Genomic DNA, 14,040 nt, shown 5'->3' with positions numbered 1-14,040 from the left:
AGTCCGGGAGTCGCTGCCTACTCCTCCTGCACCTTCACCCGGATGTCCTCCACGATGTCCGGGTTCCGCAGCGTCGACGTGTCGCCGAGTTCGTCCTCGTTGGCGATGTCCTCCAGCAGGCGGCGCATGATCTTCCCGGAGCGGGTCTTCGGGAGTTCGGAGGTGAACACGACCTCCTCGGGGCGCGCGATGGGGCCGATGGCGTCCTCGACGCCCGCGACGATGCGGTCGCGCATCTCGCCGGTGCCCTCGTAGCCGTCCTCGAGGATGACGTAGGCGTAGACCGCCTCGCCCTTCACCGGGTGGTTGCCGCCGACGACCGCGGCTTCGGCGGCGCCCTCGACGCCGACGATGGCGGATTCGATCTCCATCGTTCCCAGGCGGTGACCCGAGACGTTGATGACGTCGTCGACGCGGCCCAGCACCGTGATGTAGCCGTCGTCGTCGATCTTCGCGCCGTCCTCGGGGAAGTACACCCAGTCGTCCGGGTCCTCGGAGTCGACGTCGGAGTACTCGGCCCAGTACTCCTCGATGAAGCGCTCGTCGTTGTCGTACAGCGTCCGGAGCATCCCGGGCCACGGCTTCTGGACGGTGAGATAGCCCGCGCGTCCCGCGTCGACCTGGTCGCCGTTCGTGTCCACGATCTCTGCGTCGACGCCGGGCAGCGGCGGGCCCGCGGAGCCGGGTTTCATGTTCTTCACGCCGGGGAGGGTCGTGACCATCATGCCGCCGGTCTCGGTCTGCCACCACGTGTCGACGACCGGGCAGGACTCGTCGCCGATGTGCTTGTAGTACCACTTCCACGCCCGGGGGTTGATCGGCTCGCCGACGGTGCCGAGCAGGCGGAGGCTGGAGAGGTCGTGCCGCTCGGGGAACTCCGAGCCCCACTTCATGAACGCGCGGATGGCGGTCGGCGCGGTGTAGAGCTGGTTCGCGTCGTACTCGTCGACGATCTCCCAGAGGCGGTCGCGCTCGGGGTAGTCGGGCGTCCCCTCGTACATCATCGTCGTCGTGCCGAGCGCGAGCGGCCCGTACACGATGTACGAGTGGCCGGTGATCCAGCCGATGTCGGCCGCACAGAAGTACGTGTCGTCCGGCTTCACGTCGAGGACCGACTGGGAGGTCCAGGCGGCCCAGGCGAGGTAGCCGGCGGTGGTGTGTTTCACCCCCTTCGGCTGGCCGGTCGTGCCCGAGGTGTACATGAGGAACAGCATGTCCTCGGCGTCGCGGTCGACCGGATCGACGGTCGCGCCGGACTGTTCGTCCACCAGGGCGTCGTAGTCGTGCTGGTTGTCGGCCAGATCGTGGCCGAAGTCGTCGCCGTTCGGGCCGAGCCGGTCGACGACGACCACGTCCGAGACGGTCCCCTCGACCATCGAGAGCCCCTCGTTGGCCTTCTCGAGGTGGTCGAGCGGGTCGCCGCGGCGGTAGTAGCCGTCGCAGGTGACGAGATGCTCGGAGTCGGCGGCGTCCATTCTGGTCGCGAGCGCCTCCGCGGAGAAGCCGGCGAAGACGACCGAGTGGGGCGCGCCGATGCGGGCACACGCCAGCATGGCGATGGGCAGTTCGGGCACCATCGGCATGTACATCGTCACGATGTCGTCCTGGCCGACGCCCATCTCGCGCAGCGCGGCCGCGAACTCGTTCACCTCGCGGTGGAGTTCCTCGTAGGTGAACGTCCGGTTCGCCTCGTCGGTCGGCTCGCCGATCCACTCGATGGCGGCCTCGTCGCCCCGCTCCGCGAGGTGCCGGTCGAGACAGTTCGTCGAGGCGTTCAGCGTGCCGTCCGTGAACCACTCGTAGAACGGCGGGTTCGAGTCGTCGAGCACCTGGTCGTAGCCGGCCTCCCAGTCGAGCAGGTCCGCAGCTCCCTCCCAGCACTCCGGCCAGTTCTCCTCGAACTCGTCGTAGATGCCAGGGTCGGAGACGTTCGCCTGCTCGACGAACGCCGCCGGCGGCTCGAACTCCTCCTGTTCCTCGAGCCGGGCCTCCAGTTGAACGTCATCGTCTGACATACTCACGGAAACCGTCGGAATCGACCGTGATAAACCTACCTCACCGTGCGATTGTATCTGCTTGCTTGCGGTTTTCTCGGCCGTCGAATAATCCGTTCCTGTCGGCGAAAAGCTGACAGGACCGGCGGCGGCTCCGTCCGCTCGGCGGCGTCGCGCCCGTCCGCGCGCATCCGAGAGGCCGTCTCGACGCAGCGACGTCCCGGGACCCCCGGCCGACGGCGTGACACAAGCCATTTAGCGACCGGTGTGTAACCCGCGGTCGTGACCGTTCCCCTCCAGAACATCGCCGGCCAGTTCCCCCCGTGGCTGGAGGGACTGCTCACCTCGGAGTGGGCCTACGTCGTCCTCTTCGGCGTGTTCGTGCTCGAGGGTGCAATGCTGATGTACTTCGTCCCGAGCGAACTGGTCGTCCCCGGATCGCTCGTCCTGCTCGGCCACTCGGCCGACCGCATCGCCGCGATCCTCGCCGTCGCCGTGCTCGGCGCGACGATCGGCCAGTTCGCGCTGTTCAAACTCGCGGAACGGGGCGGCCGCGAGTGGCTCCTGCAGAAGCGCTGGTTCCGGATCAGCGAGGACAGCCTCGACCGCTTCGACGGCTGGTTCGACCGCTGGGGCCCGGTCGTCGTCCCCGTCTCGAACTCGCTGCTGTTCACGCGCGGGATGCTCACCGTCCCCGCCGGCCTCGCCGAGATGGACGACCGGACGTTCGTCGCGCTCTCGGCGGTCGGGACGCTCTGTTTCGAGGCCGCGCTGGCGGGACTGTACGTGTTCGGCGTCGACCTGCTGTGGTAGCGCGCCGTCCGGCCCGGTGACCGCGCTACCCCTGCGGACCGCCCGGGCCGCCCGGGCCGCCCCGCGCAACGCCCAGCGACCGTGACCGTTTTGCCCGTCGCGTGAGCGTCCACGCTCGTGCCAGGCTCCGTGTTCAAACCGGGCGACCGCGTCTCCCTCCGGACCGTCGAAGCCGGGGACGACGAGTTCCTCCGGCGGCATCGAAACGACCCGACCGTCCGGCGACCGCTCGGCGAGGTCGAACCGAAGACCGCCGCGGACGTCGCCGCGTACCGCGAGGAGGTCGTCCGCGGCGAGGACGGCCTCACGCTGCTGATCTGCGCCGAGGGCGACCCGGTCGGCCTGGCGTTCCTGTTCCGGGAGGAGCCGCGGTCGGGCGTCGCCGAACTCGGCTACTGGCTCGCACCCGAGGCGTGGGGCGACGGCTACGCCACGGAGGCGGCCGACCTGCTGTGTGAACACGCGTTCGACGAGCGCGCGCTCCACCGGCTCTCGGCGCGGGTGTACGAGGGGAACGACGCCTCGGCGAACGTGCTCGAAAAGCTGGGGTTCCTCGAGGAGGGTCGCCTCCGCGAGGCCAACGTCTGGGGCGGCGAGCGGCGCGACACGCTGCGCTACGGCCTGCTGGCTCGTGAGTGGCGGGCGAATCGGGAGGGCCGGGCCGACTGAGACCGGCGGGCGGACCACGGGCGGGAACGAGCCGCGGACGCCGGGCGAACGGAGGGCGGGGCGCTCGCGGGGACCGACCGCTCACTCCCCCTCGGTCTGGGTCACGTCGACCCGCTCGCGGAGCGATTCGAGCCCCTCGCTCTCGGCGAGCTCCTCGACGCGCTCGCGGAAGTGTCGCTCGCAGAGGCCGACCCGCAGTCCGTCCTGCTCGGCGGCGTAGGCGGCCTCGCGCTCGCAGTAGTGACACTGCATACTCGACCTCTGGGGCGCCATCGTAGTTAAGCCCGCGTTTCCGGAACCCGCTTACGTCCGGGGCTCGCCGAGTCGCGCCCGAACCCGCTCCCAGCCGTCCCCGTCGAGGCCGGCGAGGCCGATCTCCTCGCCGTGCGCGTCCGAGCCGCCGGTGAGCAGCAGGTCGTGCTCCGCGGCGACCGCCTCGACGCGCTCGGGGTCGTCCTCGCCGCGGTCGCCGTAGGGGTAGAACCGCTCGACTGCGTCGAGATGTTCACACAGCGCCAGCGCCGCCTCGGGGTCCTCGTACCGGAACGGGTGCGCGAGGCCGACGACGGGGCAGGCGTCCGAGAGCAGGTCGACGCCGCGGTCGAACGACGTCACGTCGCGGCCGACGTAGCAGGGCCCGTCGTCGCCGATGAGGTGCTCGAACGCGCCCTCGTAGTCGTAGCCCGCGTCGCTCTCGGCGATCGCACGGGCGATGTGGGGCCGGCCGAGCCCCTCGCGGGGTTCGATCCCGAGTTCCGCCCCGGTCTCCGCCTCGACGCGCTCGACGATCTCCCGGCCGCGTTCGACCCGGTTTCGCTGGAGGCGCTCGCACTCGGCGCGGAGGTCATCGGTCTCGACGAGGCCGTAGCCCAGCAGGTCGAGTTCCTCGAAGCCGGCGTCGACGCGGAGTTCGATGCCGCGGACCACCGTCACGCCGTCCAGCTCCGAGGCGGGCGCATCCAGCCCCGGGTGGAACCGATCGTGGTCGGTGACGGCGACGACCTCGACGCCCGCCTCGTCGGCGACGCGGGGAAGCGTCTCGAGCGTCATCGTCCCGTCGGACGCCGTCGTGTGGGCGTGGAGGTCCGCGACGACCATACCGGGCGGTGTCTCCCCCGGCGAAAAGCGCTTCCGATGGTCGTGCGATGGTCGCCCCGTGGGGGTCGGCGGCTCCGACATCGACGGCGGATGTCACTCGGCCTGGATTAAGGACCATTAAGGACTACCGACCACTCGAAGGTCGTACATGGACAATCGTTATATTCGCCCCGACGATTCGTTCACACGATGCGCCTGAACGGCACCGGAGAACTCCTGTCAGCACACGAGTACCCAGCGACGAGCGGCGAACTCATCGACGCGTACGGAGAGACCCGGATCGAACTCCAGGACGGTTCGGAGTCGCTCGGCACGGTACTCGGCCGGATGGGTGCGGAGACGTTCGCCTCGGCCGGCGAGGCGTACGAGGCGCTCCAGTCGGGCGTCGGCCACGAGGCGGTCGGCCGCCGCTACTACAGCGACCGCGACGCGCCGACCGTCGGCGAGGACGGCCCGACCCCGCTGTCGTTCTAGCATCCGCGGCGTCGGGGCCGGGGCGACGTCTGCCACGCCGCCTGCCCCCCGCGAACCGGTTTTCTTGACGAGCCGTCACACCCACTCGACAGCGTCGTCCAGTTCCAGCGGAACGCTTCCCCTGCTGTAGGCCTCGGTCCGGCCGTCGGGTCGGCTCCGGAAGACGACCGCCGGGCGGTGGCCCACGTCGGGTTGCTCGCCCCGGAGCGCCGCCCAGGCGTCGTCGCGGAACGACGAGCAGTCCACGAACAGGGTGACGCCGCCGCCGTGTTCCTCCAGTTGCCCGGAGGTCTTCGTCTGGACGGTGTCGCGGATGGCGGTGAGCGGATTGTTCGCGCTCCGGCGGTTCAGCGCGACCGGCCGGGTCACCTCCACGAGCGTCGAGGTGCCGTCCCCGCGCTCGACGCGGTAGTCGATGACGTGGTCGGTCGTCACCTCGATCTCGGGCACGATCTCGTAGTCCGCGAGCGTCAGCAGGCGCGCCACGTCGAACTCGCCCATCGTCGCGGTCATCCGCGTCTCGTCGAAGTACTCGGAGGTGCCGAGCTTGCTCGCCATCTCCTCGCGGTACGGATCGAGGACGCCGGTGTCGAGGAACTCCTCGTAGAAGTCGAGCGCCGCCTCGCGGGTCGCGTCGGGGAAGCCGGCGGCGTGCTCGCGGAAGAACTCCCGGGTCGTCCCCGCGCCGTCCTTCGAACAGAAGACGGTGAGAAAGTACCACGAGACGTGCGGGTAGTCCGCGAGCCACGGCTCCTCGTCGTGGAGGCCGGCCAGGAGTTCGCGCTCGGCCCAGCGACGCACCGGGTACGGCGCGGCCTCGAAGGCGTACTTGTCGGTGCGCCACAGCGAGGAGGGCGTCTCCGTGTTGCCGAGCCAGTAGCCCGCGGGACCGCCGCCGTTCAGCCCGTCGGGCCCCTCGTCGTCGGTCCAGCAGAACAGCGCGAGGCTCCCGTCGTCCATGTCGAGCCGGACGGCCTCGTAGCCGTCCGGCGGTTTGAACCACGGGTCGTCCATCGTCGCCCCGAGGTTGGAGTCGAGCGGCCGGTACACGTCCGACTCGACGCGCGAGCGCGACCAGGAGCCGGGGGCGTACCGGAAGCGAAGGGGGCGAGCCACGCTCTTACCTCGGCCCGCACCGGGTTTCAACCCTCCGCATCGCGGGAGGACCCACGCTCCGACCGGACGTGAAGGACCGTTACATTCATAAGTACCGTTTGCCAAGTGATGGCGTACCATGTCGATGGGTGCTTACGACGAGGACGAACACGAACGGCGCGAGCAGAAAGCGCAAGTGGACACCGAGTTCGCGGAGGAACGCAGCGAGTACCGCGGCGAACTCTCCTACGACTCCGGCGAGTCCGCGGAGGCGCTCCTCGATCAGTTCCAGCGAATGAAGGGTGAGTAGCTCACCGACACCGACGCGTCGAGAGGCCCACCGCGACGGCTGAGACGGCTGTTACTGCGAGGACGTGGCCGCCGATAGCCGCAACCAGGACCGGGCGGTCCGCGACGAACGGCACCAGCGCGAGCTGACAGAGCGCGAAGACGACGTTCGTCCGGTCGAGCCGCCGGAACGCGGCTGCCGTCTCCCCGGTCGGGCCGAACCGGACCTCGCGGACGAGCGAGACGACCGCCGTCCACCAGGAGGTGCCGATGCGGTAACAGAGGTCCCACAGCACCAGCAGCGCGAGGAACACGGCCGGCACGGGCGGCTCGGGGCCGAACAGCTCCGTCAGGAGCGACGAGGACGCCGGTTCGACCACGAACAGGTAGGTGACGAGCGCGCAGAACGCGACGACCCCGAGCACCACCTCGATGCTGGAACCGAACAGCAGCCGGTAGTACCGCGTCGGCGCGGAGAGGATCCGGTTCGCGGACGCGATCCGGGTCATCAGCACGCTGCCGACCCCCGCGACGGCGACGGCGACGGTGCCGGCGACGGCCGCGTCCGGGAGCCCGTACGCCGCCGCGAGCGCGAGCACGGCCGCCTCGAAGGACACGACCTGGATCGTCACGGCCGCCGCGGTCGAGAGGTCCGTGCCGGGCACCGCGCCGACGATGCTCTCGTAGGTCCAGGCGTCACCGTACGCCGGCGAGGCGGGCGGCAGCCGCTCCGGCTCGTTCGCGGACTCCGCCCCCTCGGCGTCCGCGCCCGATCCGGGCTCGGAGCGCCCGTCCACCGCTCAGTCCCCCGCCGTGGCCGCGGGGGTTTCCGTCCCGTCCGCGTCCGGGGTCCCGTCCCCGCCGATCGCCGTCCTGATCGCCTCCTCCAGCGGCGTCAGCGTCACCGGGACGTGCTCGCGGATGGCGTCGTCGCCGACGACCATCGGCGTGGCGAGTCCGGCGACGAGCGGTCTGACGACCGACGGCTCGACGTCGGTGACGAGCGTGACCCAGCGGGACGAGAGCCCCGGCGAGAGCACCGGGACGGGAACCACGAGGAGCCGGCCGCCGAGTTCGCGCCGCGTCCGGCCGAGCAGTTCCCCGTAGGTGAGCACCTCCGGGCCGCCGATTTCGAACGTCCCTCCGGCGGTCGCTGGCGCGTCGAGGACGCCGACGAGGTAGGCGACGACGTCGGCGACGGCGATGGGCTGGCACTCCGTGCGCACCCAGCGCGGCGTGATCATGACCGGGAGCCGCTCTGCGAGCTGGCGGACCATCTCGAAGCTCGCGCCGCCGTCGCCGACGACGAGCCCCGCGCGCAGCGTCGTGAGGTCGTACTCGCCCCCGGCGAGCACGGCCTCGACCTCGCGCCGGGAGGCGAGGTGCTCGGAGAGATCGCCCTCCTCGCCCGCCTCGCCGAGGCCACCGAGGTAGACGACGCGGTCGACGCCTGCCGCCCCGGCCGCCTCGGCGAACGTGCCCGCCGCGGTCCGGTCGCGCTCGGCGAAGTCCTCGCCGGCGCGCATCGAGTGAACGAGGTAGTAGGCCGCCTCGACGTCGAGCGCCTCGAGCAGCCGGTCGAGCGGCTGACCCGGCGTCTCGCCCGCACCGGCCACGAGGCGGAACGAGCCGGGTTCGAGCAGGTCGCCTTCCAGGACCCTGACGCCGTCGGGGGCCTCGTAGGCGTCGGCGTCGCGGACGAGCACGGTGACGTCGTGGCCCGCCGCGAGGAGTTGGGGCACGAGCCGGCTCCCGACGAAGCCGGTCGCGCCGGTGACGAGGACGCGCATACCAGGTTCACGCGACCCCCGGAATTAATTATGGTGCCTCCGCGTGCTCGGTTGATACTCGGGGCGTCGGGGAGGCGTCGTTCGCGTCAGGAGCCGTCCCCGTACAGCGCGTCCCAGCCCGGGGTCGGCGGCGCGCCGCGGTCCTCCTCGACGCGGTACGGGTCGGGGGCGTCCTCGGCGGAAGCGCCGGGACCGCCCGCCGACTCCGCCGCCGCGGCCCACTCGCTCGCGGCGCGGCCGACCCACGAATCCGCGTCGCGGGCCAGTTCCCTGGCTTCCTCGGCCCGGTCCTCGTTCACCTCGGCCATCCCCGGCGCCGAGCCCGCGGCCGCGCCGACGAACAGCGCGCGGTCCTCGCGTGTCGACTCGCCGGCCTCGAGGCGGGCGACGACGCCCCGGAGGTCGTCCGGCTCGGGGTAGGCGAACACGGTCGAGCCGAGCGCCTGCGGGCCGAAGGCGGGCGGCGGGAGGTCCTCGGGCACCGACCGGTCCTGCAGGCGCTCGCCGGGGTCGCCGTGGGCGGCCTCGACGCGCTCGCACTCGGTCTCCCGGTCGAGGTCGAGGTTCCGACCCGGGTAGGTGCCGCAGGTCTCCGGGTACAGGTCGTCGCCGTGGACGCGACACTGGAGCGTCTCCGGATCGAGGAAGGCGCAGGCGTCGAGCCAGACGGGGTCGTGACCGAACGGCGCGACGGGCTTGGGGTGTTTGCGGAGCCCCACGAGGAACAGCGGTCGCTCGCCCATCGCCGCGACCTCGTGGCCGTCGACGGTGACCGCGCGCCCGGGGTCGTCCGCGAACGACTCGAACAGTCGCGGGACGAGCACGTCGCCGTAGCCCGAATCGAGGAACGCCCGGACCTCGTCGCGGGTGAGCGGCACGAGGTTGTAGGTGGCGTCCAGCGCGCGGTAGCGGCCGCGACGCTCGTGGTCCGGCACTACGGGGGACGAATCCCCCGAGTTCACACTCGCGTCGCTCGCGTGAACGCCCCCCAGCGGCCGCCAGTCGAGACAGCAGCCCGCACAGCCCTCGCAGTTCAGCTCCACGTCCCCGACGAGTTGGCTCCCGGCGAGTAAGAACCTTGGCCGGGCGTTTTTGTACCCCCTGCCCCGAGAGGGAGTATGGCGAAACAGGCCTGTGACGGCTGCGGCCGGCGGGTGCGGGTCGGCGGCGGCATCGGCGACCTGTGGTCGTTCGAGACGGGGAGCACGGACGGCCTGACGCTCGAACTCGCGGACGGGACCGAGCACTTCCTCTGTTACGACTGCATCGATCGGTTGCCCGAGGACGAGGAGGTTTCCGAGCGGGACGTTTCGGAACTCGGTGACGGTGGAGAGTGATTTTTGGGGTGAGGCGTTGATTGAACGGTGAAGCGAATCTTCGTCGGCTGGCCGACGAAGCAGATCACTACTGCTGGCGGTGAGTAGGGCCTCGCCCTCCCCAGCCTCCTGCGCTCCTCGCTCCTTCGCTTCGCTCGGTCGCTGTGGTGCTCGTCCCTCGCGCGCGTCGCATCGCCCCTCCGGGGCTCGCCGTCACGCGCGCCATTCGCCAGCACGCGCCGACCGCACCCCTGCTGCCAGCGCCACCGCCGGCTGGCCGCGCAAGGGTCACCGTGGACTACCCACGGCGACGCATGCGGTAGTCGGCCTCCGTCGCTCGGCCGACCATCCACCGGGTGGGACTGAACGGGGCCGCGGGGGCTTTCGCGGTCGTCACTACGTCCAGACCGAACGCGAGACCGACCATCCGTACTCGAACGTCACTCACGGTAACTAGTCAACAAAACACCGGACGACGACACCATCCGACACCCTTACGCCGACAGCGACGAAGCCATACACCGAACAAGTGGACCCCGAGCGAATCCTCCCGTCGTTCCCCGCGCCCTCCTTCCGCGGCGCCCAGGAACGGGCCCTGGAGGACATCCGCGACGCCTTCGCCGCCGGCAACGACGTCGTCCTCGTGCGCGCGCCGACCGGGAGCGGGAAGTCCCTCCTCGCGCGCGCCGTCGCCGGCGCCGCCCGGACCGTCGAGGACGCCAGCCCCTCGCAGGCCGCCGGCGCGTACTACACCACCCCGCAGGTGTCACAGCTCGACGACGTCGCCGCGGACGACCTGCTGGAGGACCTCAACGTCATCCGCGGGAAGTCGAACTACACCTGCATCCTCCCCGGCGAGGAGACGACGCCCGTGAACCGGGCGCCCTGCGCCCGCCAGCGCGGCTACGACTGCTCGGTCAAGCACCGCTGTCCGTACTACTCCGACCGCGCCATCGCCTCGAACCGTCCCATCGCGGCGATGACGCTGGCGTACTTCATGCAGACCGCCGGCTCCGAGGTGTTCCGCAAGCGTGACGTCGTCGTCGTCGACGAGGCCCACGGGCTCGCCGAGTGGGCCGAGATGTACGCGACCATCGAGCTGAAGCCCCGCACCGTGCCCGTCTGGGACGACATCACCGTGCCCGACGTGCACAACCACGAGGTCGGACCCGTCGAGCGCACCGCCCGCTTCGCCGACCAGTTGGCCGGCGTCTGCGAGCGCGCGAAGGACGACTTGCTCGCCAAGGGCGACCTGACCGCCGAGGAGGCCGCCCGCCGGGACCGCCTCCAGGAGCTCCGCTCGGAGCTGAACTGGTTCCTCGAGGACTACCGCGACCGTGACTCGTCGACGACGTGGGTCGTCGACCAGCCCGACGGCGAGGGCGGCGAACTCGCAATCAAACCGCTCGACCCCGAGAAGTACCTGAAACACACGGTCTGGGACCGCGGGAACAGGCACTGCCTGCTCTCTGCGACCATCCTCAACAAGGAGGCGTTCTGCCGGCAGGTCGGACTGGCTCCAGGGAACGTCGCGCTCGTCGACGTCGAGCACACGTTCCCGGTCGAGCACCGGCCGCTGTACGACGTCACCCAGGGGAAGATGACCTACGAGCACCGGGACGAGACGCTCCCGAAGGTCGCCAGGCTCTGTCTCCGCCTGATGGCCGAACACCCCGACGAGAAGGGGCTGATCCACGCCCACAGCTACGCCATCGCCGATCAACTGGCCGAGAAGTTCGGCGAGTTCGGCGTGAGCGCCCGGGTTCGAAGCCACGAGCGCGAGGACCGCGACGTGCAACTGGAGGAGTGGAAGGCGAGCCGCGACCCCGAGGTGTTCGTCTCCGTGAAGATGGAGGAGGCGCTGGACCTGAAGGGCGACCGCTGCCGCTGGCAGGTGCTCTGCAAGGCGCCGTACCTCAACACGGGCGACTCGCGGGTCGCCAGCCGGCTGGAGGACGGCCAGTGGGCGTGGTACCACCGCGCCGCGCTCCGGACGGTCATCCAGGGCTGTGGCCGGGTCGTTCGCGCGCCCGACGACCACGGCGCGACGTACCTGGCCGACGCGAGCCTGCTCGACCTGTTCGAGCGCGCCGAGCACGACACGCCGCCGTGGTTCCGCGAGCAGGTCGACCGGATGACCGAACCGGACCTCCCCGAGTTCGACCCGGCGGCCGCGCTCGCCGGGATGGACGCCGAACCGGGCCCGTCGAGCGCCCGACGGGGTCGCGGCGGCGGGAGCGGTCGAGGCGGCCGAGCAGGCCGAAGCGTTCGGGGCGGTGGCGACGGGTTCCGGAACGGGGCCGTCTCGGGTTCGGGCGGGAACGCGAACTCGGGTCGCACGGGTGGCGGGTCGTCCGACTCCACCGGCTCCGACCCGTCCGCGAACGGGTCGAGTCCCGACGAGGACGGCGACGACCCGATGGCCGACCACCCGCTCTCGGACGTCTGGGGCGAGTAAGATCCACGGGAGCGACCGCGCGGCGGGAGGTTCGAGGACGTTTTACCGACACTGAATGCCATCGCCGCCGATCCCACGCCCTTCATGACATATTATCTCACGAAGGATTATGTATTCCCTTGCACAAGCGGTGGGCATGACGCGGAGCGCGGTCCAGACGGCGCTGACGCTGTACGGCGCGGGAACGCTCACGGCGACACAGGCGGCAACGCGGGCCGGCGTGTCCGAGGAGCGGTTCGAGACGCTCTGTGAGCGCTTCGGTCTCGGAACCGGCGGGTCGGACGTGGCCGCGGCGGCGCCCCGTCCCGCCAGCGCGGACTGACCGGGGCGACCCGCCGCACCGTCCCCGATCCGCTTCGGTCCCACGTCCGCTCGGTTCGGCCCTACTCCTCCCTCTCGTCGGCCGGCACCACGAACAGCCCCGCGTCGGTCTTCAGCACGTCCGCCGACTCGTCGCCGTCGTAGAACTCGGGGTTGGGAACGGTGACGGCCTCGTACGTCTCGGGGTCGAGCACCTGCACGGCGTTCTCGTCCTCGACGGTGACGACGGTCGTCTCCGCAGCGTCGGCCGCCTCACCCAGCTTCTCGGCCTCGGGCGTCTCGCCGTCCTCCCAGCCCGCCTCGTAGCGCTCGCCGGTCCGGAGCCTGACGCCCTTGAGGTTGCCCTGCACGGACCTGACGAGCACCGGCCCGTCGCCGTCGTCGGGGTCGATGACGTCGCCGGGGCGGAACTTCGGCAGTCGCACGGCGAACGTGACCCGGTACACCTCGTTGCCGTCGCCGTCCTCCGTGACGAGCGTCGGCGCCTCGGTGTAGCTCCCGCCCAGTCGCTCGGTGATCCGCGTCGCCACCGCCTTCCCGAGCTTGTTCGTCGAGAGCTTGACGTCCTTCCCCTCGGGCTGGTCGGTGATCTCGGTGATGAACGAGTCGCGGTCGCCGTCGGCCTCCCGATCCGCCACCATCGACTCGGCGATCTCGACGGCCTCGCGCTGCTCGGCCGGGTCGGGGACGCGGTCGACGCCGCGCACCTGCACCGTCGCGGCGTAGGAGCCGCCGGCGATGCGGCCACAGCGGTCGCAGGTGCCACGCGAGATCTTGACGGGGACGGTGAACTCGGCCTCGACCGGCACGTCGCGGACGACGCCGGCGAACGTACAGTGCATCCGGATCGTCGTCTCGTCGACCTGTTCAGGTTCGACCCCCCAGCGCACGTCCTCGGCCTTCAGGTGGACGCCGAGCGACTCCGAGACCGCCTCGACGGCGACGTCGGTGTAGTCGCGCGCGCCGACGTCGACCCAGCGGTTCCCGCGGTGGACCGCGCCACAGCCCCCGCAGACGGGCACCTCAACCCGGTCGGGCGCGTCGACGAGGTCGAAGTCCTCGAAGTAGCAGGCGTCACAGAGCACCCGGTCGCGGTCGCGCGGCTCGCCGGGCAGCGGCTCGTCCCGCTCGGGGACGGGGTCGCCACAGCGCGGGCAGAACTCGGCGCCGCGTGCGTCGCTCATTCGTTGCCCTCGATAGGTCGCTCGCCGGTTTAAGCGACCCGACCGAGTCCGATCCCGGCCTTCCACCGTGGGGCGTGCTCGGACGGGATCACCGCCGCACTCGGACGGGGTCACGGCGGGATTTATCGGGGCGCGGGACGACGCGGGACCCGTGCTCCCCTCCGACTCGTTCCGCGACCACGTCAGCGTCTACCGGGCCGGGATCACCGGCGCCTTCCTGCTCGTGGCCGCCGCGATCTGGTGGGTCGTGGACGGGCCGTTCCCCCCGTTCCTCGCCGTACTGATCGGCGGGACTGCGACCTTCATGCTGGCGAGCACGGTCGACGCGGTCCGGGCACACCCGCTGTACGACGTCCTCTCGGCCGTCTTCACGGTCGCCCTGTTCGGCTCCTGGTACGTGCTCGCCGGCTCGGACAGCACGTTCCTGCTGGCGCTGACTGGACTCGCGCTGCTCGGCACCGGCGTCGAGGTCTACAACTACCGGAACGGGACGTCGTACCTCCGGTTCGAACTCGACGAGGGAACCGACTCGGGGTAGCG

The 14,040-nt window shown here is 70.8% G+C and carries 16 protein-coding genes; 8 read left to right on the top strand and 8 right to left on the bottom strand.

Annotated elements, in window-relative coordinates; all coding sequences use genetic code 11:
* Positions 1 to 17 precede the first annotated feature (17 nt).
* Positions 18 to 2,015 (bottom strand): acetate--CoA ligase, encoded by a 1,998-nt coding sequence (gene acs / locus RJT50_RS15870; RefSeq protein WP_313692600.1) that lies wholly within the window; start codon positions 2,013 to 2,015, stop codon positions 18 to 20.
* A 261-nt stretch (positions 2,016 to 2,276) separates the two neighbouring features.
* On the opposite strand from acs, the gene RJT50_RS15865 reads away from it, so the two are divergent.
* Positions 2,277 to 2,807 (top strand): DedA family protein, encoded by a 531-nt coding sequence (locus RJT50_RS15865; protein WP_313692598.1) that lies wholly within the window; start codon positions 2,277 to 2,279, stop codon positions 2,805 to 2,807.
* Positions 2,808 to 2,924: 117 nt separating this feature from the next.
* Positions 2,925 to 3,476 (top strand): GNAT family N-acetyltransferase, encoded by a 552-nt coding sequence (locus RJT50_RS15860; RefSeq protein WP_313692596.1) that lies wholly within the window; start codon positions 2,925 to 2,927, stop codon positions 3,474 to 3,476.
* A gap of 81 nt (positions 3,477 to 3,557) precedes the next feature.
* Here RJT50_RS15860 and RJT50_RS15855 read toward each other — a convergent pair whose 3' ends face one another.
* Both RJT50_RS15855 and RJT50_RS15850 read right to left on the bottom strand, forming a co-directional pair.
* Entirely contained in the window at positions 3,558 to 3,728 is a 171-nt protein-coding gene (locus RJT50_RS15855; RefSeq protein ID WP_313692595.1) for a DUF6757 family protein, read from the bottom strand.
* Between the two features lie 51 nt (positions 3,729 to 3,779).
* Complete coding sequence (locus tag RJT50_RS15850) at positions 3,780 to 4,574, bottom strand: PHP domain-containing protein (RefSeq protein ID WP_313692594.1); 795 nt, start codon at positions 4,572 to 4,574, stop codon at positions 3,780 to 3,782.
* Positions 4,575 to 4,763: 189 nt separating this feature from the next.
* Between RJT50_RS15850 and RJT50_RS15845 the strand changes: the two genes are divergently transcribed.
* The gene (locus RJT50_RS15845) at positions 4,764 to 5,048 is read left to right on the top strand and encodes a DUF5789 family protein (RefSeq protein WP_313692593.1); all 285 of its coding nucleotides are present in this window, start codon (positions 4,764 to 4,766) and stop codon (positions 5,046 to 5,048) included.
* A 75-nt stretch (positions 5,049 to 5,123) separates the two neighbouring features.
* On the opposite strand, the gene RJT50_RS15840 is transcribed toward RJT50_RS15845, so the two are convergent.
* Entirely contained in the window at positions 5,124 to 6,164 is a 1,041-nt protein-coding gene (locus RJT50_RS15840; protein ID WP_313692592.1) for a DUF5784 family protein, read from the bottom strand.
* 118 nt (positions 6,165 to 6,282) lie between these two features.
* Between RJT50_RS15840 and RJT50_RS15835 the strand changes: the two genes are divergently transcribed.
* Positions 6,283 to 6,453, top strand: coding sequence for a DUF5786 family protein (locus tag RJT50_RS15835; RefSeq protein ID WP_425499691.1), 171 nt, complete (start codon positions 6,283 to 6,285; stop codon positions 6,451 to 6,453).
* Position 6,454: 1 nt separating this feature from the next.
* Here the strand turns inward: RJT50_RS15835 and RJT50_RS15830 are convergent, their stop codons facing one another.
* The 3 genes from RJT50_RS15830 to RJT50_RS15820 form a co-directional block, all read right to left on the bottom strand.
* On the bottom strand, positions 6,455 to 7,156 hold the full coding sequence (locus RJT50_RS15830) for a DUF7530 family protein (RefSeq protein ID WP_313696048.1): 702 nt from the start codon (positions 7,154 to 7,156) through the stop codon (positions 6,455 to 6,457).
* Between the two features lie 75 nt (positions 7,157 to 7,231).
* Entirely contained in the window at positions 7,232 to 8,221 is a 990-nt protein-coding gene (locus RJT50_RS15825) for an NAD(P)H-binding protein (RefSeq protein ID WP_313692590.1), read from the bottom strand.
* Positions 8,222 to 8,307: 86 nt separating this feature from the next.
* Positions 8,308 to 9,264 (bottom strand): YkgJ family cysteine cluster protein, encoded by a 957-nt coding sequence (locus RJT50_RS15820; protein WP_313692588.1) that lies wholly within the window; start codon positions 9,262 to 9,264, stop codon positions 8,308 to 8,310.
* 75 nt (positions 9,265 to 9,339) lie between these two features.
* Between RJT50_RS15820 and RJT50_RS15815 the strand changes: the two genes are divergently transcribed.
* From RJT50_RS15815 to RJT50_RS15805, 3 genes are all read left to right on the top strand, one after another.
* Positions 9,340 to 9,558 (top strand): DUF7561 family protein, encoded by a 219-nt coding sequence (locus RJT50_RS15815; RefSeq protein WP_313692586.1) that lies wholly within the window; start codon positions 9,340 to 9,342, stop codon positions 9,556 to 9,558.
* Between the two features lie 508 nt (positions 9,559 to 10,066).
* Positions 10,067 to 11,995 (top strand): helicase C-terminal domain-containing protein, encoded by a 1,929-nt coding sequence (locus RJT50_RS15810; protein ID WP_313692585.1) that lies wholly within the window; start codon positions 10,067 to 10,069, stop codon positions 11,993 to 11,995.
* A gap of 136 nt (positions 11,996 to 12,131) precedes the next feature.
* Positions 12,132 to 12,317 carry a DUF7317 family protein gene (locus RJT50_RS15805; protein ID WP_313692583.1) on the top strand — a complete coding sequence of 62 codons (186 nt, stop codon included), beginning with the start codon at positions 12,132 to 12,134 and terminating at the stop codon, positions 12,315 to 12,317.
* A gap of 61 nt (positions 12,318 to 12,378) precedes the next feature.
* Here the strand turns inward: RJT50_RS15805 and RJT50_RS15800 are convergent, their stop codons facing one another.
* Positions 12,379 to 13,500, bottom strand: coding sequence for a 60S ribosomal export protein NMD3 (locus RJT50_RS15800; protein ID WP_313692582.1), 1,122 nt, complete (start codon positions 13,498 to 13,500; stop codon positions 12,379 to 12,381).
* Positions 13,501 to 13,651: 151 nt separating this feature from the next.
* Here RJT50_RS15800 and RJT50_RS15795 point away from each other — a divergent pair, with 151 nt between their 5' ends.
* Positions 13,652 to 14,038 (top strand): DUF8064 family membrane protein, encoded by a 387-nt coding sequence (locus tag RJT50_RS15795; protein ID WP_313692581.1) that lies wholly within the window; start codon positions 13,652 to 13,654, stop codon positions 14,036 to 14,038.
* Positions 14,039 to 14,040 lie beyond the last annotated feature (2 nt).

The organism is Halobaculum sp. XH14 (genome assembly GCF_032116555.1).
Taxonomy (GTDB): Archaea; Halobacteriota; Halobacteria; order Halobacteriales; family Haloferacaceae; genus Halorarum; species Halorarum halobium.
This window is presented reverse-complemented; position numbering and strand designations above follow the sequence as displayed.